Raw genomic sequence first — 25,044 nt, 5'->3', positions numbered from 1 at the left:
GGCATTAGTTGAAACTCGGACGTATGGCCGGTGTGGCCGCCGCGAGCGCCGTGCTCGTCGTGGGGGTGACCAACTCCGCGATGGCCGCTGACCACACCATGCACACGGGCGACGCCTGGGGAAACGTTCCTGGCGTCGACTGGAGCGGCACCGGATTCTTCAATGAGTACGGTGACGTCGTCACGATCAAGGACAACGACGCCGACGGCCGTGGTGTCACGATGAACGTGTACATCGGCAGCCCGACGGGCAACCCGCGCTACTCCTTCAGCGTGGGCGGCGAGGGCAACACCGCCACCAAGAAGGCGTCGATGGGCGGCAAGTACGACCTGCCGGAGAACACCTACATCGGGTTCAAGTTCTGCCGGTCGCCTGACGGCGAGTGCAAGGACTACAAGTTCCTCAACGACCACTGACCCGGTCGACGATGTGAACCGCGGCGGCCCCGCTCCTGACCAGGAGCGGGGCCGCTCGCGTTGAAGGAGGTCAAGCCCCCCCGGAAATCGCGTGCAACATTTCCGGGGGGTCGGCGCATTCATCACGTGTAGGTGAGGCGACGGGGGAGGACACCGGGGATGAGACGGTCGCTCGAGGGCGCGTTCCGCGAGTTCGCGGAGGCCCGCACGGGCCAGCTCTTCCGCTCCGGGTGCCTGTTGACCAGCGGTGACACCCATCTCGCCGAGGACCTCGTACAGGAGACCCTCGGACGGATGTACGTGGTCTGGGGGCGGTCCGCCGTCCGGCAGGGGAACCCGGCGGCGTACGCCCAGACCGTGCTCGTACGGGCCTTCCTGGCGCACCAGCGGCGCCGCTCGGCGGGCGAACGCCCCTCGGACGCGCTGCCGGAGCCGGTGGCGTCCGGGGCCGGTGATCCCTCGTTGCGGCTGACGCTGCTCGACGCGCTGCGCCGGCTGCCGCCCAAGGACCGGGCGGTGGTCGTCCTGCGCTACTGGGAGGACCGCTCGGTCGAGGAGACGGCGGACGCGCTGCACCTCAGCTCGGCCGCGGTGCGCACGCGCAGCAGCCGGGCCCTGGCCAGGCTGCGCGAGCAACTCGGCGGCTCCGTCACCGAGTTCGTCGCGTCCTGACGGACCTATGGACGTTCATCGATGACCGTACGCGCAGGCGAGAGGGGAGTGGTCGGGGTGTCCGCAGCGGACGACGGCCGAGGCAACGGGTTCGAGGACGATCTCGCGGTGGCGCTGCGGCGCACCGGGGAGGGGTTCACCGCCGAGGGGCGGACGCTGGTCGACGGCGGGATGCTGCGCGGCCGCCGCAGGCTGCGGCGCGGGCGTGTCGGCGCGGTGACCGGGAGCGTGGCGGCGCTGGCCGTCGTCGGGCTCGGGTCGTCGTACGCCGCCGGGGCCTTCGGGACCGGGGGCACCGGCGGCACCACCACCGCGCAGAGCGGTGTGGCGTCGGCCCCCTCGCCCGGGCGGAGCCCGAAGGGCACGGCGCACGGCGGCGGCCCGCAGCTCAGCGCCGACCAGGTCGTCGGCATCCTTGAAGGGCTGCTCCCCGAGGGGAAGGTGAGCGAGCGCGAGGGGCGGGGCACCGACGACAGGCCGTACGCACACCTCGTGTTCGACGACGGGCGCGGCAAGAGTGCCATCGGCGTCACCGTCGGCGCCGTCGATCCGGCCGGGACGAGCGCCGACGAGCAGCTCACCTGCCCCGACAAGGCGTTCGTACCGTACGACTCGTGCACGGACCGGAAGATGGCCGACGGGTCACGGCTGCTGCTCATCCGCGGGTACGAGTATCCGGACAAGCGTGTCGACACCAAGGCGTGGCGCGGCGTCTACATGTCTCCCGAGGGGTACACCGTCGACGCCACTGAGTGGAACGCCGCCGCCGAGAAGGACGCTCCGGTCACCCGGCCCGAACCGGCTTTGAGCATCCAGCGGTTGAGGGCGATCGTCAGTTCGCCGGAGTGGGTGCCCGTGATGAAGGCGATCGGCGAGGCCGAGCCCGAGAAGGCCGCGCCTCCGGCGGCGGCGGGGCTCGGCAAGGCGGCGGTCCTGAAGAAGCTGAAGTCCCTGCTGCCGAAGCGCGTGGGGGTCACCGGCGAGGGAGGCCAGGACGGCGGCTACGCGTACGTGGTCGTCGACGACGGCAAGGGCGGGTCCTTCGTGCAGATCAACGTGCAGTCCGGCATACGGGACGTGGCGGACGACCTGTTCGGACCGGGCGATGAGACCCTGCCGGACGGCACGCGCGTGGCAACCCACGAGGGGCCCGGTGACGACAAGGGTGGCTCCGGGACCGTCATGTGGACCGTCGACACGCTGCGCCCGGACGGGCTGCGGGTCGCGGTCTCCGCGTTCAACTCGGCGTCGCAGAGGACGGACGCGACGCGCGAGCAACCCGCTCTGACACTGGCCGAGTTGAAGAGGATCGCGCTCTCGGAGAAGTGGCGGTAGGTGGCGTCGCCGCTTCCTACTTGGCGTCGGCGTAGCACTCCACCACCGCCACCGTGAACGGGAAGCGGACCGGTGTCTCGCCGAACGTGAGGCGGCCCGCGAGGTCCGAGGCGGTCCGGATCGCCTCGCACACCCGGGGCGCCTCCTCCTCGGGGCAGTGCACGATCACCTCGTCGTGCTGGAAGAAGACCAGCTCGGCCGCCATCCCGGTGAGGGCCTGCCGCAGCGCGGCCAGCAACAGCAGGGCCCAGTCGGCGGCGCTGCCCTGCACCACAAAGTTGCGCGTGAAGCGGCCCCGGGCGCGCGAGTTCGAGGACGCGTACCCGTGGGTGTACCCCTGGGACGGGCCGCCGCCGTCGGTGTCGGGGTCGTCCGGTACCTCCTGCGGCAGGCCCGCCTCCTCCGCCTCGGCCGCGCCCACGGCCGGCGGGCAGGTGCGGCCGAGCCAGGTGCGCACGAGGCGGCCCTCCTCGCCGGCGCGGGCCGCCTCGTCCACGTACGCGACCGCCGTCGGGAAGCGGCGGCGCAGCGCGGCGAGGTTCTTCAGGCCGTCGCCCGCCGTCTGCCCGTATATGGCGCCGAGCACGGCGATCTTGGCCCGGCCGCGGTCGCCGGAGAACGCGCGGTCCGAGATCGACTGGTACAGGTCGCCGTCCTGGCCCGCGACCGCCATGAACGCCGGGTCGCGGGAGATCGCGGCGAGCACCCTCGGCTCCATCTGCGCCGCGTCGGCGACGACGAGCCGCCAGCCCGGGTCGGCGACGACCGCGCGGCGGATGACCTTCGGGATCTGCAGCGCCCCGCCGCCGTTCGTCGTCCAGCGGCCCGAGACCGTGCCGCCCGGCAGGTACTCCGGTCTGAACCGGCCCTCCCGCACCCAGTCCTGCAGCCAGGACCAGCCGTGCGCGGTGTAGATCCGGTACAGCTTCTTGTACTCCAGGAGCGGGCGCACGGCCGGGTGGTCGATGGACCTGATCTCCCAGCGCCGCGTCGAGGACACCTTGATCCCGGCCTCGGCGAACGCCTTCACCACGTCCGCGGGCAGCTCGGGGCGCACGCGTCTGCCGAACGCCGCCGACACCTCGTCCGCCAGCTCCGCCAGGCGGCGCGGCTCGCCGCCGCCCGCGTACCGCTCGCCGAGCAGCTCGTGGAGGAGGTCCCGGTGCACGTCGGCGCGCCACGGCAGACCGGCCGCGCGCATCTCGGCGGCGATCAGCATCCCCGCCGACTCCGACGCGGTGAGCAGCCGCATCCGGTCCGGCAGGGCCGTCGCCGTGTGTCTTCGCTGCTGGTCCGCGTAGACGTCGACGAGGTCGGCCAGGGGGACGTGGACGGGCGGGCGCGGCTCGAACAGCGGCGACTGGGAGCCGGGCTCGGCGACCCTGGGCGGCGGGTCCGGCGGCACGGGCCGCGACCGGAGCCGGGCGAGCGCGGCGGCGGCCGACCGGGGCTCGCCGTACCGCCCCTCGTGCGCGAGCAGCAGGTTCTCGGCGGCCTCGATGTCGTAGCAGCGCTCCACCACGACGCCCGCGGCGACCAGGCGCGGGTAGACCGCGTGCGTGTCCCGCCACACCCAGCGGGCCACGCCCGGTCTGCTCCGCACCGCCTCCACCAGGTCGGGCTCCCTGGTGACGGGCGCGGCGGGCAGCCCGTCCCGGCCCAGCGGCACGACGTCGGCGCCGCCGTGCTCGGTGGGGGCGAGAGCCCAGCGCTCGTTCACATGGCTGAGTGTCACACCCGGCACTGACATTCGCCGTGCGGCCTGTTTCACTCGGCAGGGCCAGTCATGCAACGCAGCGACGTAGAGGACGGGAAAGACGTGCGCATCAGCCGCCGCACCCTGCTGACCACCGGTTCCGCCGTGGGCGCGAGCGCCCTCGTGGGAACGACGACGAACGCGCGGGCCGCCGACGGGGCCGTCCGACGGCTCGCCGCCCTGGAGCGCGAGCACGGCGCCCGCCTCGGCGTGTACGCCCTCAACGTGCGCACCGGCACTGCCCTCGCGCACCGCGCCGACGAGCGCTTCCCGCTCTGCTCCACCTTCAAGACTCTCGCCGTCGCGGCGGTCCTGCGCGACCTCGACCACGACGGCTCCTACCTCGCCCGCCGCGTCCACTACACGCAGGCCGACATCGACCGGGCGGGCGGCGCGCCCGTCACCGGCAGGCCCGTGAACCTGGCGCACGGCATGACCGTCGCCGAGCTGTGCGGCGCCGCGATCTCCTTCAGCGACAACACCGCCGCGAACCTGCTCCTGCACCGGCTCGGCGGGCCCGCCGCCGTCACCCGCCTCGCCCGTTCGGTCGGCGACCGCGTGACCCGGCTCGACCGCGTCGAGCCCGAGCTGAACTCCGCCGAACCCGGACGGCGTACGGACACCACCTCGCCGCGCGCCATCGGGACGACGTACGCGCGGCTCGTCCTCGGCCGCGCCCTCGACCACGGCGACCGGGGCCGGCTCGCCGGGTGGCTGCTCTCCAACACCACCAGCGACAAGCGGTTCCGTGCCGGGCTGCCCGACGGGTGGGTCCTCGGCGACAAGACCGGGACCGGCTCGTACGGGACGGCGAACGACGTGGGCATCGCCTGGGCGCCGTCCGGTGACCCGGTCGTCCTCTCCGTGCTCACCACGAAGCCCGCGCGGGACGCGACGCCCGACGACCGGCTCGTGGCGCGGGCCGCCGAGATCATGGCGTCCGTGGCATGAGCACCGGATCCACGGTCGAGCGCGCGTTCGCCGCCGCGCTGTTCACCGCCGACGACGACCTCGACACCGGGGCGTCCCTGCTCGCCGCCGACCCGGGCGCCGACGCGGAGCTCGCCCTGCGCGGACGGGAGTTCGTACGGCGGTGCTGGGAGCGGGGGTGGCAGCCCGCCGACGTGATCCGGATGGTCGTACGCGAACTGTCGTCCGAGCACGTGGGGCTCGCCGCCCGGCTCGTGCGCGCCGAGACCGGACGGTACGAGGCGCTGCCGCCGCGCTGGGCCGAGCAGATCGCCGTACTGCCCGCGGACGAGCCGCCGCGGCAGGACCGGTTCTCCGCCGCCACGACCACGCTGGAGCTGTACCGGCTGCTGGTGCGGCTGCCCGCGATCGAGGCCGTCGGGCCCGTGCCGGGGGAGTCCCTCACGGCGCCCGTCGCCGGGGAGCCGCGCGTGCTCGCCCGCATCCGGGCGCTGCTCGCCAAGGCGGAGGCGACCGGGTATCCGCCGGAGGCCGAGGCGCTCTCCGCCAAGGCGCAGGAGCTCATGGCCCGGCACTCGGTCGACGAGGCGGTGCTCGCCTCCCGTACGCGCGCGGAGGACGCGCCCGGCGCGCGGCGCGTCGGGGTCGACGCGCCCTACGAGACGGCGAAGGCGGTGCTGCTCGACGCGGTCGCCTCCGCGAACCGGTGCCGGTCCGTGTGGAACAGCGCGTTCGGGTTCTCCACCGTGGTCGGGTTCGAGCCGGATCTCGACGCGGTCGAGGTGCTGTACACGTCGCTGCTCGTGCAGGCGTCCGCGGCGATGACCCGGGCGGAGGCGGAGCAGCGGGCGGCCGGACGGAAGCGGACGAAGACGTTCCGGCAGTCCTTCCTCGCGGCGTACGCCCATCGCATCGGGGAACGGCTGTCGGCGGTCGCGGAGGAGGTCGTGGGGGAGCGGGGCGAGGTGCTTCCGGTGCTCGCGGCGCGGGACGTGGCGGTCGCCGGGCGGGCCGAGGAGATGTTCCCGGAGACGGTGACCGCGCGGATGCGGGGGGTCTCCGACGAGGCGGGGTGGGTGGAGGGGGCCGCGGCGGCTGCGCGGGCGCGGGTACCGGGCTCGTAGCCCGGCCGGGGCGGCGGGTCGGTGTTGCAGCAGTCGCGCGACCTGTTTGCCGGATTCACCCCTATTGTTGTGGAGTGAGTTGGTTCCGGGCGTTGAAGGGCGCCGCTCGCTCGGGGCTGACCGTCGAGCGGAAGCGGTTGGAACCGCTCGTCGCGCTGCGCGGCGCGGCCGGGCTCGCCCTCGTGATCGCCGTCAGCCTGACGCTGTTCGGCCCGGCGGCGGCGGCCGGCTCGGCGTTCGGCGGGTTCCAGGCGGCGATCGCCACGTTCCAGCGCAGCTGGCGGCCCCGGCCGCAACTGGCGCTGGCCTCCGGGGCGAGCCTCGGCGTCTCGACGTTCCTGGGCTATCTCACCGGCTCCCACCTCGTCCTCTTCCTGCCCCTGCTCGCCCTGTGGACCTTCCTCGCCGGTCTGTCCTGGGCCGCGGGCCCCACCACCGGCATCATCGCCTCGTCCAACGTGGCGATGATGCTGGTCACCATCACCCTGCCGACGACGGTCGCGGAGGCCGCCGGACACGCGGCGGTCATGGCCCTCGGCGGCCTGGTCCAGGCGGCGCTGGTGGTCCTCTTCCCCGTACGACGCTGGGGAGCGCACCGGGACGCACTCGCCGACGCGCTCGCCGCCGAGGCGGACTACGCGCGCCGCCTGCGCCACGACCCGGTCGCCCCGTTCGACCCGGCGCCGCTGATGCTGGCCCGCAACGCCGCCGCGCTCACCCCGCGCCAGGCCCGCACCCGACCGGCCCAACTGCACGGCACGCGGGGTGTCGCCGAACGCATCCGGCCGGTGCTCGCGTCGCTCGCCGATCCGGCGGTCGGGGTGCCCGCCGAGGGGCCCGAGCGCGACCGGGCCCGTGAGCTGCTGGCCGCCGCCGGTTCGATCCTGGACGCGGCGGCGCGCGCCATCCGGCACGGCACCCCGGTCGACATCCCGCCGGACGCGATCGCGGCGTTCGACAGCCCCGACCTCGACGCGATCCTGTCCGGTCCAGCGAAGCGGGCGGCGACCCGCCTCGGCTCCCTCCTGAGGGACGTGGTGGAGACAGCGGGCGGCACCCCTACCCCGGAACCCCGGGTCCCCGCCTTCCGCCGCCGTCTGACGGCCCGCGCCCCTCTTCGCCGCACCGCGCCCCGCCCGGCCCCGTCCGCGAAGACCCGCCCCCTGCACCGCCCCACCCTCCTCCAGCTCCTCCCCGTCGTCGTGCGGGCCATGGAGCGGGAGGTGCGGGCGGGGGCGTCGGTATCGCGGTACGCGTACCGGGTCTGTGCGGTGGCGGTGGCCGGGTATCTCCTGGGGAACGCGCTTCCGCTTGGGCACGGCTACTGGGTCCCGATGTCCGCCGTGATGATCATGCGGCCGGACTTCTCGCAGACGTACTCACGTGCCGTGGCCCGGTTCGGCGGGACCCTCGTCGGCGTGGCCCTGGCCACCGGGGTCGTCCGGCTCGCGCACCCCGACACCGAGCTGTCCGCCGCGCTGGCCGTCCTGTGCGCGGCCCTGATGTACCTGCTCATGCGCACGGGCCAGCTCGTCTCGCAGGCGTGCGTCTCCGCGTACGTCGTCTTCCTGCTCGGCATGGGCGGCGAGGGCTGGAGCCAGACCGTGCCCGAGCGGCTCGTGCTCACGCTCGTCGGCGGCGTCCTCGCCATGCTGTCCTACGCCCTCTACCCGGCGTGGGAGACCCCGCGTCTGCGCACCCGCCTCGCGGACTGGCTGGCCGCGCTCGGCGAGTACGCGGCCGTCGTCGTCGACCACTACGCCCATCCGGCGGGGCGGGCCTCCCCGGACGTCCGCGAGGCGCTGCTGAAGGCGCGGGACGCGCACATCGCCTGGCAGGAGGCGGTCGACCGGGCCAAGGACGAACCCGTACGCCATCGCGGCCTGTCGAACGCGGCCGCCGACGACGCGGCGCACGCCCTGCACCGCCTGGGCCGCGTCGCCATGCTGATGGAGGCGCACCTGCCCGAGCGCGACGCCACCCCGGTACCGGCGGCGGCCGCCCTCGCCGACGCCCTGCGCACCGCGGTCCGCGACGGCGCCCGCGCCATCCGCGAGCGCCGTGTCCCGGAGTGGGGAGCGGTCCGTGCCGCGCTCGACGCCTGGGACGGCGAGGGCGTCCCCGACCGGGTCGTGCGGCGCGGCGCCGGCATGCTCGTGGAGAGCCTGGAGGAGCTTTCCGAGGCGCTCGACACCGACGACCCGCCGATGAGCGTGGAGTCGCGGGAGACGTCCGCGGAATAGGGGCGGCGCCGGGCCGGTTCAGCCCGTCGGGAGACCGCTGGGCAGGCTGGTGGGCAGGCCCGTCGGCAGGTTCCCGTCCTTGGACTTCGTGAAGGTGTCCGTCGCCCCCGCGCCCCAGGACACCTTCATGGTCGAGCCGTCGTTGGACTCGATCGTGCCCTTGGTCCGGTCGGTGCTCCCGTCCGCGCACTTCAGGTCGAGCGTCGGCTTGCCGGTGCCGGACACGGTCCCGTTGCACAGGTGTCCGTCGCCGGTGGACAGGGCCACCTGTTCGCCGCCCACCACCAGGACGACGGCCTTGCCGTCCGTCGTCGCGCTCCAGACGCCCTCGGTGTCCCGCGCGGACCCGGACGGCGCGCTGGACGACGCCCCGCTGTCGGGCGCCGCCGAGGACGTCGAGGCGCCCTTGTCCTTGCCGCCGTCACTGTCGTCGCTGCTGCAGCCCGTCACCGCCAGCGCCGCCGCTGCCACCGCGACGCCCGCCACGACCCGCTTCCCGATCCGCACACCGTCCCCCTCGTTCCAACCGCCGACCTGGATTGCGCAGAAGTTACCAGCCGGCAACCACGGCGGTCGGCGTGACGCATCTCTCAGCCCGCCGGGACCCCGCCCTATTGAAAATGGCTCCCATTTTCATATACTGCCTGTATGGCACGCAACGAACTCCGCCCAGTGATCAAGCTCAGGTCCACAGCGGGGACCGGTTACACCTACGTGACCCGCAAGAACCGCAGGAACGACCCCGACCGGGTCACCCTGCGCAAGTACGACCCCGTCGCCGGCCGCCACGTCGACTTCCGAGAGGAGCGCTGACCATGAACAACGCCATCCACCCCGCCTACGGGCCGGTCGTGTTCCGCGACCGCGCCGCGAACCACGCCTTCCTCACCCGCTCGACCATGACGAGCGAGCGCACGATCGAGTGGGAGGACGGGAACACGTACCCGGTCGTGGACGTCGAGATCTCGGACGTGAGCCACCCCTTCTACACGGGCAACCAGCGCGTCCTGGACACGGCGGGCCGCGTCGAGCGCTTCCAGCGCCGCTACGGCTCCGCCTCGTAGCAGGGACCTCAGAAGTAACAGGGGCCTCAGAAGGGGAAGCGGCTCCGGCCGTGCTGCACGGAGATCCACTTCTGCGTCGTGAAGGCCTCCACGGTCGCCTCCCCGTTGAGGCGGCCGAGCCCCGACCGCTTCTCCCCGCCGAAGGCGACCAGCGGCTCGTCGTGCACGGTGCCGTCGTTGACGTGGATCATGCCGGTGTCGATGCGGTGGGCGAACGCCACGCCCCGCTCGATGTCGCCGGTGTGCACCGCCCCGCTCAGCCCGTACGGGGTGTCGTTCGCGATCCGCACCGCCTCCTCGTCCCCGTCGAACGGGACGAGGAGCGCGACCGGGCCGAAGATCTCCTGGCGCAGCACCGGTGAGTCGGCGGGCAGTCCGGTCAGGACGACCGGCTCGACCAGGTTGCCGTCCACCTCACCGCGCAGCAGCACCCTGGCGCCCTCCCGCACCGCCTGTTCCACGACGCCGGAGACCGCGTCGGCCTGCGTCGAGTTGATGAGCGGGCCGATGACCGTCTCCGGGTCGCGCGGGTCGCCCGCCTTGAGCGTCGCCACCTTCGCGACGAACTTCTCCGTGAACTCCTTCTCGACCTTGCGGTCCACGAGGATGCGGTTCGCGGCCATGCAGACCTGGCCCTGGTGCACGTACCGGCTGAAGACCGCCGCGTCGACCGCGTAGTCGATGTCGGCGTCGTCGAGGACGGTCAGGGCGCTGTTGCCGCCGAGTTCCAGCACCGCGTGCTTGAACTGCGAGGCGCACACCGTCGCCACGTGCTGGCCGACCGCGTCCGAGCCGGTGAAGGAGATGACCTTCGGCACGGGGTGCGTGAGCAAGGCGTCGCCGATCTCGGCGATGTCGGTGATGACGACGTTCAGCAGGCCGGGCGGCAGGCCCGCGTCCTCGAAGAGCTTCGCGACCAGCGCGCCGCCGACGACCGGCGTGCACTGGTGCGGCTTGAGCACGACACCGTTGCCCAGCGCGAGCGCGGGCGCCACCGACTTCAGGGACAGCAGGAACGGGAAGTTGAACGGCGAGATCACTCCGACGACCCCGACCGGCACGCGGTAGACGCGGTTCTCCTTGCCGTCCTCGGGGGAGGGGATGACACGGCCCTGCGGGCGCAGTGCCAGCTGGACGGCCTCCCGCAGGAACTCCTTGGCGAGGTGCAGCTCGAACCCGGCCTTCACACGGGTGCCGCCCAGTTCGTCGATGATCGCCTCGGCGATCTCGTCCTCGCGCTCCTCCAGGAGGCGCAGGGCCCGCTCGAAGACGAGGCGGCGCGTGTACGCGTTGGTCCGCGCCCACTCCTTCTGCGCCCGCTCGGCCGCCCGGTACGCCTCGTCGACCTCCTCGACGGAGGCGACGGTGATGGAGGCGAGCTTGTCACCGTTGTACGGGTTGAAGTCGAGGATGTCCCAGGATCCGCGCCCCGTGCGCCACGCACCGTCGATGTACTGCCGGTCGAGATCCGTGAAGTACGCGTGTGACGTCATGGCCGAGATCCTCTGCTGCTGCGCCGGGCACCTGATGTGACGTCATCGTAGGGTGGTTACTTGTCAGTTGTGGATGAACTCCGGACAACTCGTGCCCACAACTGCCGCACCCGTCAGTCGAATTCGGCCGCGATGCGCCGCAACAGCTCCAGGCTCTCCTCCGGCGAGGGGCAGTCCTCCTGGAGCCGCGCCATGGCCTTCTCGTACTGGGCCACGTCCTCGGCCTTGTCCAGGTAGAGGGCGCTGGTGAGCTGTTCGAGGAAGACGACGTCGGAGAGGTCGGACTCCGGGAACGTGAGCAGCGTGAAGGTGCCGGACTCGCCGGCGTGCCAGCCGTGGCTGAACGGCACCACCTGGAGCGTGATGTGCGGCCGCTGCGCGGCCTCGACCAGGTGGTTCAACTGCTCGCGCATCACCGAAGGACCGCCGTGCACCCGGCGCAGCGCGGCCTCGTCCAGGATCAGCCGGACCTCCGGCGCGCGCTCGGCGACCAGCACCTTCTGCCGTGCGAGCCGCAGCGCGACCCGGCGCTCGACCTCCTCGCCGGAGGCGCCGCGCATGCCGCGCTCGACCACCGCGTGCGCGTACGCCTCGGTCTGGAGCAGGCCGTGCACGAACTGGGCCTCGTAGCCGCGGATCACCGACGCGGCGCCCTCCAGTCCCACGTACGTCTGGAACCAGCTGGGCAGCACGTCCGAGTAACTGTGCCACCAGCCCGCGACGTTGGCCTCCTTCACGAGGGAGAGCAGCGCTCCCCGCTCGGCCTCGTCCGTGACTCCGTACAGGGTCAACAGGTCCTCGACGTCCCTCGCCTTGAAGCTCACGCGCCCCAACTCCAAGCGGCTGATCTTGGATTCCGAGGCGCGGATCGAGTATCCGGCGGCCTCGCGGGTGATGCCGCGCGATTCCCTCAGGCGCCTCAGTTGCGAGCCCAACAGAATGCGCCGCACCACCGAGCCGCTCGGATCCCCAGCGGTCACGTCTCTGCCTCCCCATCGGTTCAAGGGCCGAAGTCTGCCATTAAAACGCGGCTGGCTGTATGCGTTCGGTTACAGAAAGGGAGAGATCGCGAAAGACCTGCGCAAGAAGTCGTAGGAAGAAATGACCAAGAAGTGGTACGGGAAGGTCCAAGTCCGGCGCGTGCACGTGCATCTGCCCTTGCATCCGTAGTACGCATTCGGAACGATGGCCGTCACCACCGCTCGCTACGCACGCGAATCTGGGGAGTGCCTCGCATGGGGACGAACGGATCGACCATGCTCGAGCCTTTACGGCAGGGGCTTCCTCCCATCGACCCCTCGGGCGTCTCCGGCTCCGCCTCGTGCGCGCTGCCCGCGCGGTTCGAAGCGGTGGGCAGCGCACGGCAGTTCACCCGCAGGACGCTGTCCGAGTGGGACGTCCCCGAGCGCTTCGACGACATCTGTCTGGTCGTCTCCGAACTCGTCACCAACGCCCTGCGGCACGCGCTGCCCGGGGATGCCCCGGACGACCAGGAGCCGCCCGTACGGCTGCACTTGATGCGCTGGACGACGCGTGTGGTGTGCGCGGTGCGCGACCCCAGTGATGACAGCCCCGCGACCGGTGAACCGCAGGACGACTGCTCCGCCGAGTCCGGGCGCGGTCTCTTCCTCGTCGAGTCCTTCAGCGACAGCTGGGGCTGGCACCCGCTGGCCGGGACGCTCAGCGGCAAGGTGGTCTGGGCGCTGTTCCGGCTGTGACCGCGGGCGGCCCGCCTCAGGCGCCGGGGGTCACGAGATGGTCGAACTCGCCGTCCTTCACACCGAGCAGCATCGCCTCGATCTCGGCGGGCGTGTAGACGAGGGCGGGCCCCTCCGGGTAGTTGGAGTTGCGCACGGCCACGCGGCCACCGGGCAACTTGGCGAACTCCACGCAGGAACCCTGCGAGTTGCTGTGCCTGCTCTTCTGCCAGACCACTCCGTGCAGATCCGTGGCCGCCATGCCGTTGTACACGTGGTGCACGGTTCGCTCCCCGGTGGTGATCAACTGTCCCAACTGTGCGAGAGCATAGCTGCGTTCACATGCGGCTGCATGGGCAGATGCACGTGCACGCGCGGTGTTCCGTTGGTTACAGCACACTGTGCATCTGCCCTTCCCCGACCCTCTCATGCAAGCGCTCCCCATAGCGGCCAGGATCTGACCTACATGGCTCCTACTGTTCTTCTGTCACCCCGACACGAGAGGCGGCCGCCATGGTCATGCACGTGAACCCCGAAGCCCCCGGCGACGAGCGCGGGGCCCTGCTCGCCTTCATCGACGAACAGCGCGGCGGCATCCGCCGGGCCCTGCTCGGCCTCACCGACGAGCAGGCCGCCGCGACACCGAGCGCCAGCGAGCTCTCCCTCTCCGGACTCCTCAAGCACGTGGCCGAGGTCGAGCAGGGATGGATCGCGAGGGCGCGACAGATCGCCCCGGACATCCAGCGGTCGGCGGAGAACTGGGGCGACAGCTTCCGCCTCGTCGGCGACGAGACGGTCCAGCACATGCTCGACTACTACGAGGACGTCGCCCGCCGCACCGAGGAGTTCTTCCGCGCGGCGCCCAGCCTGGACGACACGTTCCCGCTCCCGCCCGACCCGTGGTTCTTCGGCTGCCCCGCCGTCTCCGTGCGCTGGCTCGGCCTGCACCTGATCCGCGAGACGGCCCGGCACGCCGGCCACGCCGACATCATCCGGCAGTCCCTCGACGGCAAGACCGCCTACGAACTGATCGCCCTCGCGCAGAACTGAGCGGCCGGTGGCCATACGCTGGCCGTATGTCAGCGATCCGCCTCCTGGTCCTCGGAGCCGTGCGCCAGCACGGGCGCGCCCACGGCTACCAGGTGCGCAGCGACCTGGAGTACTGGGGCGCGCACGAGTGGTCGAACGCCAAGCCGGGCTCCGTCTACCACGCCCTCAAGCAGATGGCGAAGGAAGGACTCCTGGTCGCGCACGAGACGGAACCGTCCCCGGCCGGCGGCCCGCCGCGCACCGAGTACGAGATCACACGGCGCGGCAGCGAGGAGTACTTCGCCCAGCTCCGCTCCGCCCTCACCGCGTACGACCAGCGGCCCGACAGCCTGACCGCCGCGCTCGGCTTCATGGTCGACCTGCCGCGCGCGGAGGCCGTCGCCCTGCTCGGCGAGCGGGTGCGCCGCATCGAGGAGTGGCGCACCGCCGTCACCGAGGACTACACGCCCGAGGGCGGCCCCGAGCAGCTCGGCCACATCGGCGAGATCATGAACTACTGGGTGCACTCCGCCGACACCGGCGCGGAGTGGACCCGCGCCCTGATCGGCCGCATCGAGGGCGGCGCCTACACGTTCGCGGGCGAGGGCGAGCCGTTCGTGGGGGTGCTCGCGGACGGCCAGGAGAACCCGTACGCCCAAGCCTGAGAACTAGTGGTGGAAGCTGGTCGCCGCGCCCCGGTCACGGGTGAAGGGGTGCGGCTGGCGGCGCAGCTCCGGGAGGAGCCGGTTCAGGTCCTCGACGAGGAGCTGGGCGAGGTCCGCCGAGAAGCCGTTGCGGCACACGATCCGGAGCACCGCCAGGTCCTCGCGGTTCGCCGGGAACGTGTACGCGGGCACCAGCCAGCCGCGCTCCCGCAGCCGCCGCGACACGTCGAACACGTCGAAGGCGGTCACCTCCGGCGCCGTCGTGAACGCGAAGACCGGCAGCTCGTCGCCGCGTGTGACCAGGCGGAAGTCGCCCAGCGCCTCGATCCGCTCGGCCAGGCCGCGCGCCACGTCGCGCGACGCCTGCTGGACGGCCCGGTAACCCTCCCGGCCGAGGCGCAGGAACATGTAGTACTGCGCGACCACCTGGGCCCCGGGCCGCGAGAAGTTCAGGGCGAAGGTCGGCATGTCGCCGCCCAGGTAGTTCACGCGGAAGACCAGCTCCTCGGGGAGTGCCTCCGCCGAACGCCACAGGGCCCAGCCCACCCCCGGGTAGACCAGGCCGTACTTGTGGCCCGAGGTGTTGATCGACGCCACGCGCGGCAGCCGGAAGTCCCACACCAGGTCCGGGTCGAGGAAGGGCGCCACCATCGCACCCGACGCCCCGTCCACGTGCACGGGGATGTCGAGCCCGGTCCGCTCCTGGAGGGCGTCCAGCGCCGCGCACAGATCGGCGATCGGCTCGTAGGAGCCGTCGAAGGTGGAGCCGAGGACGCCGACGACACCGATCGTGTTCTCGTCGCACAGCTCGGCCGCCGCCGCCGGGTCGAGGTGGAAGCGGTCGCCCTCCATCGGCACCTGCCGCGCCTCGACCTCCCAGAAATTGCAGAACTTCTCCCAGCAGACCTGCACGTTCACGCCCATGACGAGATTGGGCCGGGCGTCACGGGACGGATAGCGGTCCGCGTTCTTCTGGGCCCAGCGCCGCTTGAGCGCCATCCCGGCGAGCATGCACGCCTCGCTGGACCCCGTCGTCGAACAGCCGACGGTGGCCGACGGGTCCGGCGCGTTCCACAGGTCGGCGAGCATCGCCACGCAGCGCTTCTCCAGCTCGGCGGTGCGCGGGTACTCGTCCTTGTCGATCATGTTCTTGTCCCGGCACTCGCCCATCAGCACCCCGGCCTGCGGCTCCATCCACGTGGTGACGAAGGTGGCGAGGTTGAGGCGGGCGTTCCCGTCGAGCATCAGCTCGTCGTGCACGAGCTGGTACGCGGTCATGGGCGCGAGCGGCCGGTCCGGCAGCCGGTGCTTGGGCGGCGCGTCGACCATCCCGGCCGTCGGGTTGGCCTCCCCGAAGATCGGGTTGACGGAGAGGCGGGGTTCGCCGGGTTTGTCGGACGGGCTCTGATGCAGCGGAGACATGCCGTCAACTCCTGTGATCGAGGGGAATTCCAGGGCGGGCAGAGGTATCGGCGCAAGGGCGTTCCGCCCTCCGAGAGTCGCACCCGCGCCCGCCCGGTCACCAGGAGCCGAAGCCGCGGCTGCAGAGCCCACGGCGCCACTGTATGCGGACATAGTGCGCATAACACTCGGGGCGCGGAGGGAGCTTGCACCTCACGCGGCGTGAGGAGCCAGGCTTGCGACCACGGACGACAGCGGGAACGCGACGACGATCAGGAGGACCCGCGATGAGCTACCCGGTGGGCCAGGTGGCCGGATTCGCCGGTGTCACCGTGCGGACCCTGCACCACTACGACGAGATCGGCCTGCTCGTGCCCGGCGGACGCAACCACGCGGGCCACCGCCGCTACACCGACGCCGACCTCGACCGGCTCCAGCGAATCCTCTTCTACCGCGAGCTGGGCTTTCCCCTGGACGAGGTGCGGACCCTGCTCGACGACCCCGCGACGGACCCGCGCGAACATCTGCGGCGCCAACACGAGGTCCTCGTCGCCCGTATCGAACGACTGCGAAAGATGGCCGAGGCCGTCGAACACGCCATGGAGGCACAGAAGATGGGGATCCAGCTCACGCCCGAGGAGCGCTTCGAGGTCTTCGGGGACAAGGACCCGGAGCGGTACGCGCAGGAGGCCGAGGAGCGCTGGGGCGGCACCGAGGCGTACGCCGAGTCGCAGCGCCGGGCCGCCGGCTACACCAAGGAGGACTGGAAGCGCCTCCAGGCCGAGACCGACGACTGGAGCGCGCGCTACGCGGCCCTCGTCGCCTCCGGCGCCCCCGCGACCGGCGAGGACGCCATGGACCTGGCCGAGGAGCACCGCGCGCACATCTCGCGCTGGTTCTACGAGTGCCCTTACGCGATGCACGTCTGCCTCGGCGACATGTACGTGGCCGACGAGCGGTTCAAGGCGTTCTACGACGCCATGGGCGAGGGCGTCGCGGAGCACCTGCGGGACGCCGTCCACGCGAACGCCGCCCGGCACGGCGGCTGACCCGGCAGGTTTGCCACAGTTGGGGCACAGTGCATCCTGAAGGGGCCACTGGAACCTGGCACAGGCGATGGGCGTTGATAACTTTGCACCATCATTGCCTTGCCCGACCTTCGTATCGGTCTGTTCCGTACCGTTTCCCAAGCCCCCAGGAGCCCGGACCCGTGATGACGCTTGCTCTCGGACCAAGCTGGCTGGACCCGGACTACCTGCTGAACACGTTCGGCATCTGGGGTCTGCTGCTGATCGTGTTCGCCGAGTCGGGGCTCCTGATCGGCTTCTTCCTGCCGGGCGACTCGCTGCTGTTCACCACGGGCCTGCTGATCACGGCGGGCACGATGGACTTCCCGCTGGGGGGCGCGGTCGCCCTGATCTGCGTCGCGGCGATCCTGGGCGACCAGGCGGGCTATCTCTTCGGCAAGAAGGTCGGCCCCTCGCTGTTCCGGCGCCCCGACTCCAAGCTGTTCAAGCAGGAGAACGTGCAGAAGGCGCACGAGTTCTTCGAGAAGCACGGCCCCAAGTCGCTGGTCCTGGCCCGGTTCGTGCCGATCGTCCGCACCTTCACGCCGATCATCGCCGGTGTCTCCGGCATGAAGTACCGCTCGTTCATCACGTACAACGTGATCGGCGGCATCCTGTGGGGCGCGGGCGTGACGCTGCTCGGCTCCTGGCTCGGCAACATCGCGTTCGTGCACAAGAACATCGAGGCGATCCTGATCCTGATTGTCCTGGTCTCGGTGGTGCCGATCGCGATCGAGTTCCTGCGGGCGCGGGGCAAGTCCAAGAAGGCGGCCCGGGAGAACCCGGGCCCCGCCGGTGACCAGGCACAGCCCCCGGTTCAGGGGCAGCGCGGCCGCCACGCCAAGCGGTAGGGCCGTTTCCCCCGGAAGCTCTAGAAGCCGCGCGTCCGCTTGGCCGCGCGGCGGTTCGCCGCCCCCGGCGAGCGCAGGAAGAGCCGGGAGATCTCGCCACCGAGGTTCACCCCGATGGCGATGGCCAGGGCGAGCGCGGCCGCCTTCGACAGCGAGACGATCCCGTGGTTCACGTCGTTGTGCGCGATCGCGAGCAGCCCGAAGTACGTGGCCGAACCGGGCAGCAGCGGGCCGATCGCGGCCGTGACGTAGGGCAGCGCCGACGCGAACCGGTAGCGGGAGAACAGCTGGCCGAACAGGCCGACGAGCCCGGCCGCGGCGGCGGTGGAGGCGACCGGCGAGATGCCGCCCGCGTCGTGCATCGCCCCGTAGACCACCCAGGCCACCCCGCCGTTGAGCGTCACGGCGAGCACGGTCGAACGTTCCTGCTGGAGCAGGACGGCGAACGCGAGCGACAGCGCCATCGACGCGGCGATCTGCCAGTACGGTCGGTGGACGGGGTGCAGCGCCGCCTCGGGGTTGAGCTCCGCGTGCAATTGCACACCGACGTACAGCATGATCAGCACGCCGATGACGATGCCGACGAAGAAGTACATGACTTCGAGCAGACGTGCCGCGGCCGTGATGTAGAAGCCGGTCAGGCCGTCCTGCACGCCCGCGACCAGCGCCCGCCCGGGCAGCAGCGCAAAGAGTCCACCGGTGATCACCGCCGACGCCTTCACGTCCACATGGGCGAGCGTGAGCACCAGGCCGATCGCGGCGGGTGGCATCGCGGCCACCGTGAACTGGTAGAACTCCGGGAACCCGCGGCCCGCGCAGAGCCAGGCCAGCCGGTCGCCGAGCATCGCGCCGACCGCCGCCGCGACGAAGACCAGCGGGTCACCGCCGACGAGGACGGAGGCGGACCCGGCGAGCAGGCCGTTCGCCCCGGTCAGCGCCCAGCCCGGGTAGGGGTGGCGGTTGCGGCGGATCTCCGCGAGCCGCCGGTAGGCCTCTTCGAGCGTGACGTCGACCTCGTCGTCGCTGATGTCGTCGACGAGACGGAACACGGCCGCGAGCCGGTTGTAGTCGGTGCCGCGGCGGCGCACGGTGCGTGACGCGGTCACCGGGTCGTCGACGAGCGAGGGCTGGAAGGTGATCGAAAGCAGCGTGAACGTCACCGTCGGCTCGCACCGGTCGAGCCCGTAGGAGCGGCACACGGCGAACATCGCCGCCTCCACGTCCTCGGCGCCCTCACCACCCGCGAGCAGCAGCTCCCCGATGCGCAGGGTCAGGTCGAGCACGCGCGGCACGGCGGGCCCCGTGTCGTCCTGCTTCTGCACCGCCTCGGGCGCGGGCCGGTCGGCGACCGGCATCCGCAGCATCGTGCGCATCCGGTCCTGCCAGGGCGCCTCCTTGGTCAGCTTGACCATGGGGATGCCGTGCGCCGGGGTGAACGCGGGCGGGGACTGGCGCGAGCTGTACGTCCTCGGCGGGGTGAAGGCGGAGCCCTCGGCGTCCGGCGCCTCGGACGGCTGGACGTTCAGGCCCTCGGGGAGCGCGAACTCCGAGGTCGTCGACGACTCGTCGTCCACCGGCGCAGGCGCGGTCACCACCCCGGTCGGCTGGGTGAACTGGCTGCGGGCCTCGTCGGACTGCGGCTTGCGGTCCTCCAGGGCCTCCGTCTCCCGTTCCGTCACCTCTGTGGCACCTCTGTGCTTCCTCGCCCGACGTACGTCCGCCTACGCACGTCTACGTACTAAGCGTCTGCCTCCCGTACGACTCAGTATGCGCACTCCCACACGAACGGGCCGCACGGCCTCGGCTGAGGTCGTGCGGCCCGTGGGTGAACCTTTCGGTCAGTGACCGGTCATCGACCGGTCAGTGGCCGCCCTGGTCCTGGGCACGCTTGTACGAGCGCTCGATCTCGGCCTCGGCCTCGGTGCGGCCCACCCAGTCGGCGCCCTCGACGGACTTGCCGGGCTCCAGGTCCTTGTAGACCTCGAAGAAGTGCTGGATCTCCAGGCGGTCGAACTCGGAGACGTGGTGGATGTCGCGCAGGTGCTCCATGCGCGGGTCCGTCGCCGGGACGCACAGCAGCTTGTCGTCGCCGCCGGCCTCGTCCGTCATCCGGAACATGCCGATGGCGCGGCACTTGATGAGGCAGCCCGGGAAGGTCGGCTCGTCCAGGATGACCAGGGCGTCCAGCGGGTCGCCGTCCTCGCCGAGGGTGTTCTCGACGAACCCGTAGTCCGTCGGGTAGGCGGTCGAGGTGAACAGACGACGGTCCAGACGGATCCGACCGGTCTCGTGGTCGACCTCGTACTTGTTCCGCGAACCCTTCGGAATCTCGATCGTGACGTCGAACTCCACCGGTGGCTCCTCCATGATCAACACATACGACTGGTGGTTAAGTGTCCCTCACGCAGGTGTGTGATCGCGAAAGGGGCTGGTCCGCGGTGCCGGAGCCGAAGGCTTCGCAGCTCTTGACGAGCGCGGCGAAGACCGCTGCCACAGCGGTGGTACGAGCGAGGACCAGGCACGTCGCGGCAGGCGCGACGGCGGTGGGCCTTGCCCTGGCGGCCGTCGTGGTGGCCACGACCGGTCCCTGGGACGCTTCCGGCCAGCGTAAGGCCGAGGCGGACCGGGCGGCCGTTCAGGTGGCCTGGGGTGGCGCAGATCACGGCGGTGCGCCGGGCACCCGACCCGGCGCGCCGCCCGCCGCGCCGAGCGCCCCCGCGGTGCTCGCCGCGCCCGGCGCGAGGGTGCCGGGGCCCACGCCGGGCGCCCTGGCCGAGGTCCTCGACCCGCTCCTGAGGGACCCCGCGCTGGGTACGCACCGCACGGCCGCGGTCGTCGACGCCGCCACCGGCAAGCGGCTGTACGGCAGATCCGCGGGCGACGCGCTGACCCCGGCGTCCACGACCAAGCTGGCCACGGCGGTCGCCGCGCTGTCGGCGGCCGGGCCCGATCACCGCATTGCGACCCGTACGGTGCTCGACAAGGCGGCCCGAAAGCTCGTTCTGGTCGGGGGCGGCGACCCCACGCTGACGGCGCGTCAGAAGAATCCTTACGGCGCCGCCAGCCTGCGCACTCTCGCCGACAAAACCGCCGCGTCGCTCAAGGCGGCCGGCACCACCGAGATCACCCTGACGTACGACACCTCGCTCTACTCCGGGCCCACCACCCACCCGATCGGCCCCAACGAGAACCTCGCCCAGGTCACCGCCCTCATGGCCGACGAGGCCCGCACCGACGACTCGACCAGCGGCCCCGCCACGCGCGCGGCGGACCCCGCGGCGTCGGCGGCCCACACCTTCGCCGACCTGCTGCGCGAGCGCGGCGTCAGGACGAAGGGCGGCGACCCGCGCGCGGCCAAGGCGCCCGCCGGGGCCGAGGACGTCGCCAAGGTCGAGTCACCCCCGCTGTCCGCCCTGGTCGAGCGCATGCTGACGCACAGCGACAACGACATCGCCGAAGCCCTCGCCCGGCAGGCCGCCATCGCCGCGCACGAGGACCACTCCTTCGCCGGAGCGGGCAAGGCCATAAGGAAACAGCTCGACAAGCTCGGCCTGCCCCTCGCCGGGACCCGCTTCGCCGACGGCAGCGGCCTCGACCGCGCCGACAAGGTCTCCGCGAACCTCCTCACCGGCCTGCTCGCCAAAGCCGCCGAACCCCGCCGCCCCGCACTGCGCTCCGTGCTCACCGGACTGCCCGTCGCGGGCTTCACCGGCACGCTCAGCAGCCGCTACGACGACGCGGCCGACGCCTCCGGAACGGGCCTGGTCCGCGCCAAGACCGGCACCCTGACCGGCGTGAACACCCTGGCCGGCACGGTCGTCGACGCCGACGGCCGCCTCCTGGTCTTCGCCTTCCTGACCCAGAACGCCCCCGGCCCCCAGTCGGCCCAAGCGGGCCTGGACCGCCTGGCCTCCACACTCGCCAACTGCGGCTGCCGCTGACCGTGGCGGGGAGCGGCTTTCCCCGCTCGGTGGGGGCCGACAGTGGTTTCCGCCGCACCATGCTCGGAGCGCCCCCGTCGGCGTGCGTGAGCCGTCGGGGCTTGACCGGCGTCCGTACCGGGGCCGGTGGGCGCCCGCCCTTGGACGGCCCGGGCCCGCTCTGATCCGCCTCTCCCGGCGGAGCCGACCGCGGCTGCCGCTGAACACAGCCGGGCGCAACCCCCTCCGCGCGCGGAAGGGGTCACGTACCGTTGACGCATGACGAGCATCGGCGGTGCTGCCAGTTCAGGGATGGTCGACTGGAACCTCGCGGTGGCGACCGCGACCCGACTCGTACGACCAGGTCCGGAAGTCAGCCGCGACGAGGCACGGGCCATCGTCGCGGAGCTGCGCCGACACGCGAAGGCGTCCGAGGAGCACGTACGCGCGTACACGCGCATGGCGACCGAGGACGTGCACGACACCCCCGTCCTGGTCGTGGACCGGCCGGGCTGGGTGCGGGCCAACGTCGAGGGTTTCCGCGAGATCCTCAAGCCCCTCCTCGACAAGATGCAGCAGCGCCGCTCGGGCGCGGGCGGCGCCGTGCTCGGCGCGGTCGGCGGCAAGGTCACCGGCGTCGAACTCGGCATGCTCCTGTCGTTCATGTCCTCCCGCGTCCTCGGCCAGTACGAGACCTTCGCCCCGCCCTCCCGTGACCTCCCGGCCGCGCCGGACGGCGGCGGGCGCCTGCTCCTCGTCGCGCCGAACATCGTCCACGTCGAGCGCGAACTCGAGGTCGACCCGCACGACTTCCGGCTCTGGGTCTGCCTCCACGAGGAGACGCACCGCACCCAGTTCACCGCGGTGCCCTGGCTCCGCGACCACCTGGAGGGCGAGATCCAGTCGTTCCTCGCCGAGACCGAGGTCGACCCCTCCACCTTCCTGGAGCGGATCAGGGAAGCCGCCCAGTCCCTCGCGGGCGGACGCCCCGAGGGCGAGGAGGACGACGGCGGCCGCTCCCTCGTCGAGCTCGTCCAGTCCCCGGCCCAGCGCGAGATCCTGGCCCGCCTCACCGCCGTCATGTCGCTCCTGGAGGGCCACGCCGACTACGTCATGGACGGCGTCGGCCCGGCCGTCGTACCGACCGTCGGCGAGATCCGCGAGAAGTTTCAGCAGCGCAGGCAGAAGGGCGCCTCCCGGCTCGACCTGGCCCTGCGCAAGCTCCTCGGCCTCGACGCCAAGCTGCGCCAGTACCGCGACGGCGAACGGTTCGTGCGTGCCGTCGTCGACCAGGTCGGCATGGACGGCTTCAACCGCGTCTGGACGTCGCCCAACACGCTCCCCACCAAAGCGGAGATCGCCAAACCCGCGGACTGGGTCGCGCGGGTGCACAACAAGGCGGACGGAGCTCACGACACCCCGTGAACCGCGTCCGGAAGTGCTCAGGATCACCCATCCGAGGGACCGTGGCCCGCGGGTAGGCGTGCGATGCTCAGGGAATGGCTCGGCTCTGTCACCATCAAGGCACTCTGCGTGACCGATCCCACCGGAAAACCGTTGAGCGACTGAGCCAGCTCTCTTTCTGGCGCCCACCTCCCAGACACGGAATGAAGGGAACCGGACATGGGTCCCCATCCTGCGGTCGCGGCGATACGCCTGGCGGTCCGCCGCGTACTCCACGACGTCCTCAGCGCACACCCCCAGCCCCCCGGCGATGAACAGCCGAGCCCCCTCGTGCTCGTCGCCTGCTCCGGCGGCGCCGACTCCATGGCGCTCGCCTCCGCCCTCGCCTTCGAGGCGCCCAAGCTCGGCATCCGCGCCGGTGGCATCACCGTCGACCACGGTCTGCAGCCCGGCTCCGACGCCCGGGCCGAGGACGTCGTCCTGCGCCTGACCGCCCTCGGCCTGAACCCCGCCGAGTCCGTCGCCGTCCAGGTCGGCCGCGCGGGCGGCCCCGAAGCCGCCGCACGCGACGCCCGCTACGCCGCCCTCGACGACGCCGCCCAGCGCCACGGCGCCGCCGCCGTCCTCCTCGGCCACACCCGCGACGACCAGGCCGAGACCGTCCTGCTCGGCCTCGCCCGCGGCTCCGGCATCCGCTCCCTGTCCGGCATGGCCCCCGTCTCCGGCGGGCCGGGTGCCGAGAACCGCTACCGGCGCCCCTTCCTCCAGCTCGACCGCCAGACCGCCCGCAAGGCCTGCCTCGTGCAGCACCTGCCCGTCTGGGACGACCCCCACAACACGGACCCCGCCTACACCCGCTCCCGGCTGCGCCACGAAGGGCTGCCCGCCCTGGAGAAGGCGCTCGGCAAGGGCGTCGTCGAGGCCCTCGCCCGTACGGCCCGGCTCTCTCGGGACGACGCGGACGCCCTGGACGCCTGGGCCGGCCAGGCCGCCGACTCCGTACGGGACGCGGCGGGGCTCCTGGAGTGCGCGAAGCTCTACGCGCTGCCGCCCGCCGTGCGCCGCCGCGTCCTGCGCAAGGCCGCCATCGAGGCGGGCGCACCGGCCGGCGCGCTCTTCGCCCGGCACATCGAGGAAGTCGACCGTCTGATCACCGGCTGGCGCGGCCAGGGAGAGATCAACCTCCCGGGCAAAGTCGTCGCTCAGCGCCAGGGTGGCAGACTGGTCATCCGGCAAGGCTGACACCGCGGCTCACGTCGCGGCGGCCGGTGGGACGACCGAAAGTGATGCGGGTGGACGCGAAAGACATGGGCACCGACCTCAAGTCGGTGCTCATCACCAAGGAAGAGATCGACGCGAAGCTGGCCGAACTGGCCGCCAAGGTCGACGCGGAGTACGCGGGCAAGGACCTGCTCATCGTCGGGGTCCTCAAGGGCGCCGTCATGGTCATGGCGGACCTGGCACGCGCCCTGTCCACCCCCGTCACGATGGACTGGATGGCGGTGTCCTCGTACGGCGCGGGCACCCAGTCCTCCGGCGTCGTGCGGATCCTCAAGGACCTCGACACCGACATCAAGGGCAAGCACGTCCTGATCGTCGAGGACATCATCGACTCCGGGCTGACGCTGTCCTGGCTGCTCACCAACCTCGGCTCGCGCGAGCCCGCCTCCCTGGAGGTCTGCACGCTGCTGCGCAAGCCGGAGGCGGCCAAGGTCGCCATCGACGTGAAGTGGGTCGGCTTCGACATCCCGAACGAGTTCGTCGTCGGCTACGGCCTGGACTACGCGGAGAAGTACCGCAACCTGCCGTTCGTCGGCACGCTCGCGCCGCACGTCTACGGCGGCTGAGCACCCCCGAGGCGGCCGGGAACCCTCAGGGGCTCCCCGCCGTTGGAGCATGCGAAGGGTCGTTTGTCGGTCGTCCCGTGCGGCGTCGGGTGACAATGCTGGGGTACCGTCCGAAGAACAGTTCTTCAAA

At 71.9% G+C, this 25,044-nt stretch carries 24 protein-coding genes and 1 pseudogene; 17 read left to right on the top strand and 8 right to left on the bottom strand.

Annotated features, from left to right (window positions below; all coding sequences use genetic code 11):
- The first annotated feature begins 23 nt into the window (after window positions 1-23).
- The 3 genes from ABZ877_RS12440 (at window position 24) to ABZ877_RS12430 (ending at window position 2,423) form a co-directional block, all read left to right on the top strand.
- Window positions 24-416 carry a hypothetical protein gene (locus ABZ877_RS12440; RefSeq protein ID WP_361068621.1) on the top strand — a complete coding sequence of 131 codons (393 nt, stop codon included), beginning with the start codon at window positions 24-26 and terminating at the stop codon, window positions 414-416.
- 159 nt (window positions 417-575) lie between these two features.
- Entirely contained in the window at window positions 576-1,088 is a 513-nt protein-coding gene (locus tag ABZ877_RS12435; protein WP_361068618.1) for a SigE family RNA polymerase sigma factor, read from the top strand.
- Between the two features lie 21 nt (window positions 1,089-1,109).
- Window positions 1,110-2,423 (top strand): hypothetical protein, encoded by a 1,314-nt coding sequence (locus ABZ877_RS12430; RefSeq protein ID WP_361068615.1) that lies wholly within the window; start codon window positions 1,110-1,112, stop codon window positions 2,421-2,423.
- A 16-nt stretch (window positions 2,424-2,439) separates the two neighbouring features.
- Here ABZ877_RS12430 and ABZ877_RS12425 read toward each other — a convergent pair whose 3' ends face one another.
- On the bottom strand, window positions 2,440-4,143 hold the full coding sequence (locus ABZ877_RS12425; RefSeq protein ID WP_361068612.1) for a bifunctional 3'-5' exonuclease/DNA polymerase: 1,704 nt from the start codon (window positions 4,141-4,143) through the stop codon (window positions 2,440-2,442).
- 66 nt (window positions 4,144-4,209) lie between these two features.
- On the opposite strand from ABZ877_RS12425, the gene bla reads away from it, so the two are divergent.
- The 3 genes from bla (at window position 4,210) to ABZ877_RS12410 (ending at window position 8,476) form a co-directional block, all read left to right on the top strand.
- Window positions 4,210-5,130, top strand: a complete 921-nt coding sequence (bla, locus tag ABZ877_RS12420) for a class A beta-lactamase (protein ID WP_361068610.1) — start codon at window positions 4,210-4,212, stop codon at window positions 5,128-5,130.
- Window positions 5,127-6,233, top strand: coding sequence for a DUF2786 domain-containing protein (locus tag ABZ877_RS12415; RefSeq protein WP_361068607.1), 1,107 nt, complete (start codon window positions 5,127-5,129; stop codon window positions 6,231-6,233). Before bla ends, ABZ877_RS12415 begins: the two co-directional genes overlap by 4 nt.
- Window positions 6,234-6,307: 74 nt before the next feature.
- On the top strand, window positions 6,308-8,476 hold the full coding sequence (locus ABZ877_RS12410) for an FUSC family protein (protein ID WP_361068604.1): 2,169 nt from the start codon (window positions 6,308-6,310) through the stop codon (window positions 8,474-8,476).
- A gap of 18 nt (window positions 8,477-8,494) precedes the next feature.
- On the opposite strand, the gene ABZ877_RS12405 is transcribed toward ABZ877_RS12410, so the two are convergent.
- Entirely contained in the window at window positions 8,495-8,983 is a 489-nt protein-coding gene (locus tag ABZ877_RS12405; RefSeq protein ID WP_361068602.1) for a hypothetical protein, read from the bottom strand.
- A gap of 141 nt (window positions 8,984-9,124) precedes the next feature.
- On the opposite strand from ABZ877_RS12405, the gene rpmG reads away from it, so the two are divergent.
- Both rpmG and ABZ877_RS12395 read left to right on the top strand, forming a co-directional pair.
- Window positions 9,125-9,289 (top strand): 50S ribosomal protein L33, encoded by a 165-nt coding sequence (gene rpmG / locus ABZ877_RS12400; RefSeq protein WP_324770702.1) that lies wholly within the window; start codon window positions 9,125-9,127, stop codon window positions 9,287-9,289.
- A gap of 2 nt (window positions 9,290-9,291) precedes the next feature.
- On the top strand, window positions 9,292-9,540 hold the full coding sequence (locus tag ABZ877_RS12395) for a type B 50S ribosomal protein L31 (RefSeq protein WP_361068598.1): 249 nt from the start codon (window positions 9,292-9,294) through the stop codon (window positions 9,538-9,540).
- Between the two features lie 26 nt (window positions 9,541-9,566).
- Here ABZ877_RS12395 and ABZ877_RS12390 read toward each other — a convergent pair whose 3' ends face one another.
- Both ABZ877_RS12390 and ABZ877_RS12385 read right to left on the bottom strand, forming a co-directional pair.
- Window positions 9,567-11,033, bottom strand: coding sequence for an aldehyde dehydrogenase family protein (locus ABZ877_RS12390; RefSeq protein WP_361068595.1), 1,467 nt, complete (start codon window positions 11,031-11,033; stop codon window positions 9,567-9,569).
- A gap of 113 nt (window positions 11,034-11,146) precedes the next feature.
- Window positions 11,147-12,013 (bottom strand): helix-turn-helix transcriptional regulator, encoded by an 867-nt coding sequence (locus tag ABZ877_RS12385; protein ID WP_361068592.1) that lies wholly within the window; start codon window positions 12,011-12,013, stop codon window positions 11,147-11,149.
- Between the two features lie 255 nt (window positions 12,014-12,268).
- On the opposite strand from ABZ877_RS12385, the gene ABZ877_RS12380 reads away from it, so the two are divergent.
- Window positions 12,269-12,751, top strand: coding sequence for an ATP-binding protein (locus tag ABZ877_RS12380; protein WP_361068590.1), 483 nt, complete (start codon window positions 12,269-12,271; stop codon window positions 12,749-12,751).
- Between the two features lie 16 nt (window positions 12,752-12,767).
- Here ABZ877_RS12380 and ABZ877_RS12375 read toward each other — a convergent pair whose 3' ends face one another.
- Window positions 12,768-13,013, bottom strand: a complete 246-nt coding sequence (locus ABZ877_RS12375) for a DUF397 domain-containing protein (RefSeq protein WP_361068588.1) — start codon at window positions 13,011-13,013, stop codon at window positions 12,768-12,770.
- Between the two features lie 230 nt (window positions 13,014-13,243).
- Between ABZ877_RS12375 and ABZ877_RS12370 the strand changes: the two genes are divergently transcribed.
- Window positions 13,244-13,780 carry a DinB family protein gene (locus tag ABZ877_RS12370; protein WP_361068585.1) on the top strand — a complete coding sequence of 179 codons (537 nt, stop codon included), beginning with the start codon at window positions 13,244-13,246 and terminating at the stop codon, window positions 13,778-13,780.
- Between the two features lie 26 nt (window positions 13,781-13,806).
- Window positions 13,807-14,424: a PadR family transcriptional regulator gene (locus tag ABZ877_RS12365; protein ID WP_361068582.1), complete on the top strand. Its 618-nt coding sequence runs from the start codon at window positions 13,807-13,809 to the stop codon at window positions 14,422-14,424.
- 3 nt (window positions 14,425-14,427) lie between these two features.
- Here ABZ877_RS12365 and ABZ877_RS12360 read toward each other — a convergent pair whose 3' ends face one another.
- The gene (locus ABZ877_RS12360) at window positions 14,428-15,846 is read right to left on the bottom strand and encodes a glutamate decarboxylase (protein WP_361068579.1); all 1,419 of its coding nucleotides are present in this window, start codon (window positions 15,844-15,846) and stop codon (window positions 14,428-14,430) included.
- A 266-nt stretch (window positions 15,847-16,112) separates the two neighbouring features.
- Between ABZ877_RS12360 and ABZ877_RS12355 the strand changes: the two genes are divergently transcribed.
- Window positions 16,113-16,874, top strand: coding sequence for a MerR family transcriptional regulator (locus ABZ877_RS12355; RefSeq protein WP_361068576.1), 762 nt, complete (start codon window positions 16,113-16,115; stop codon window positions 16,872-16,874).
- 164 nt (window positions 16,875-17,038) lie between these two features.
- Window positions 17,039-17,662 (top strand): annotated as a pseudogene (locus ABZ877_RS12350) (VTT domain-containing protein); the annotation flags it as partial.
- A gap of 101 nt (window positions 17,663-17,763) precedes the next feature.
- Here the strand turns inward: ABZ877_RS12350 and ABZ877_RS12345 are convergent.
- Both ABZ877_RS12345 and ABZ877_RS12340 read right to left on the bottom strand, forming a co-directional pair.
- Window positions 17,764-19,422, bottom strand: a complete 1,659-nt coding sequence (locus ABZ877_RS12345; protein ID WP_361068573.1) for a threonine/serine exporter family protein — start codon at window positions 19,420-19,422, stop codon at window positions 17,764-17,766.
- 181 nt (window positions 19,423-19,603) lie between these two features.
- Window positions 19,604-20,095 carry an inorganic diphosphatase gene (locus ABZ877_RS12340; protein ID WP_111662754.1) on the bottom strand — a complete coding sequence of 164 codons (492 nt, stop codon included), beginning with the start codon at window positions 20,093-20,095 and terminating at the stop codon, window positions 19,604-19,606.
- 146 nt (window positions 20,096-20,241) lie between these two features.
- On the opposite strand from ABZ877_RS12340, the gene dacB reads away from it, so the two are divergent.
- The 4 genes from dacB (at window position 20,242) to hpt (ending at window position 24,914) form a co-directional block, all read left to right on the top strand.
- Window positions 20,242-21,684 carry a D-alanyl-D-alanine carboxypeptidase/D-alanyl-D-alanine-endopeptidase gene (gene dacB / locus ABZ877_RS12335; RefSeq protein ID WP_361068926.1) on the top strand — a complete coding sequence of 481 codons (1,443 nt, stop codon included), beginning with the start codon at window positions 20,242-20,244 and terminating at the stop codon, window positions 21,682-21,684.
- A 258-nt stretch (window positions 21,685-21,942) separates the two neighbouring features.
- Window positions 21,943-23,088, top strand: coding sequence for a zinc-dependent metalloprotease (locus ABZ877_RS12330; protein WP_361068570.1), 1,146 nt, complete (start codon window positions 21,943-21,945; stop codon window positions 23,086-23,088).
- A 198-nt stretch (window positions 23,089-23,286) separates the two neighbouring features.
- The gene (gene tilS, locus ABZ877_RS12325; RefSeq protein ID WP_361068567.1) at window positions 23,287-24,309 is read left to right on the top strand and encodes a tRNA lysidine(34) synthetase TilS; all 1,023 of its coding nucleotides are present in this window, start codon (window positions 23,287-23,289) and stop codon (window positions 24,307-24,309) included.
- 44 nt (window positions 24,310-24,353) lie between these two features.
- Complete coding sequence (gene hpt, locus ABZ877_RS12320; RefSeq protein WP_043244364.1) at window positions 24,354-24,914, top strand: hypoxanthine phosphoribosyltransferase; 561 nt, start codon at window positions 24,354-24,356, stop codon at window positions 24,912-24,914.
- Window positions 24,915-25,044: the final 130 nt, after the last annotated feature.

It is taken from the genome of Streptomyces sp. NPDC046939 (assembly GCF_040644575.1).
Lineage (GTDB): Bacteria > Actinomycetota > Actinomycetes > Streptomycetales > Streptomycetaceae > Streptomyces.
Note: the sequence above shows the minus strand (reverse complement) of the source record. Positions and strands in the feature narration are given on the sequence as shown.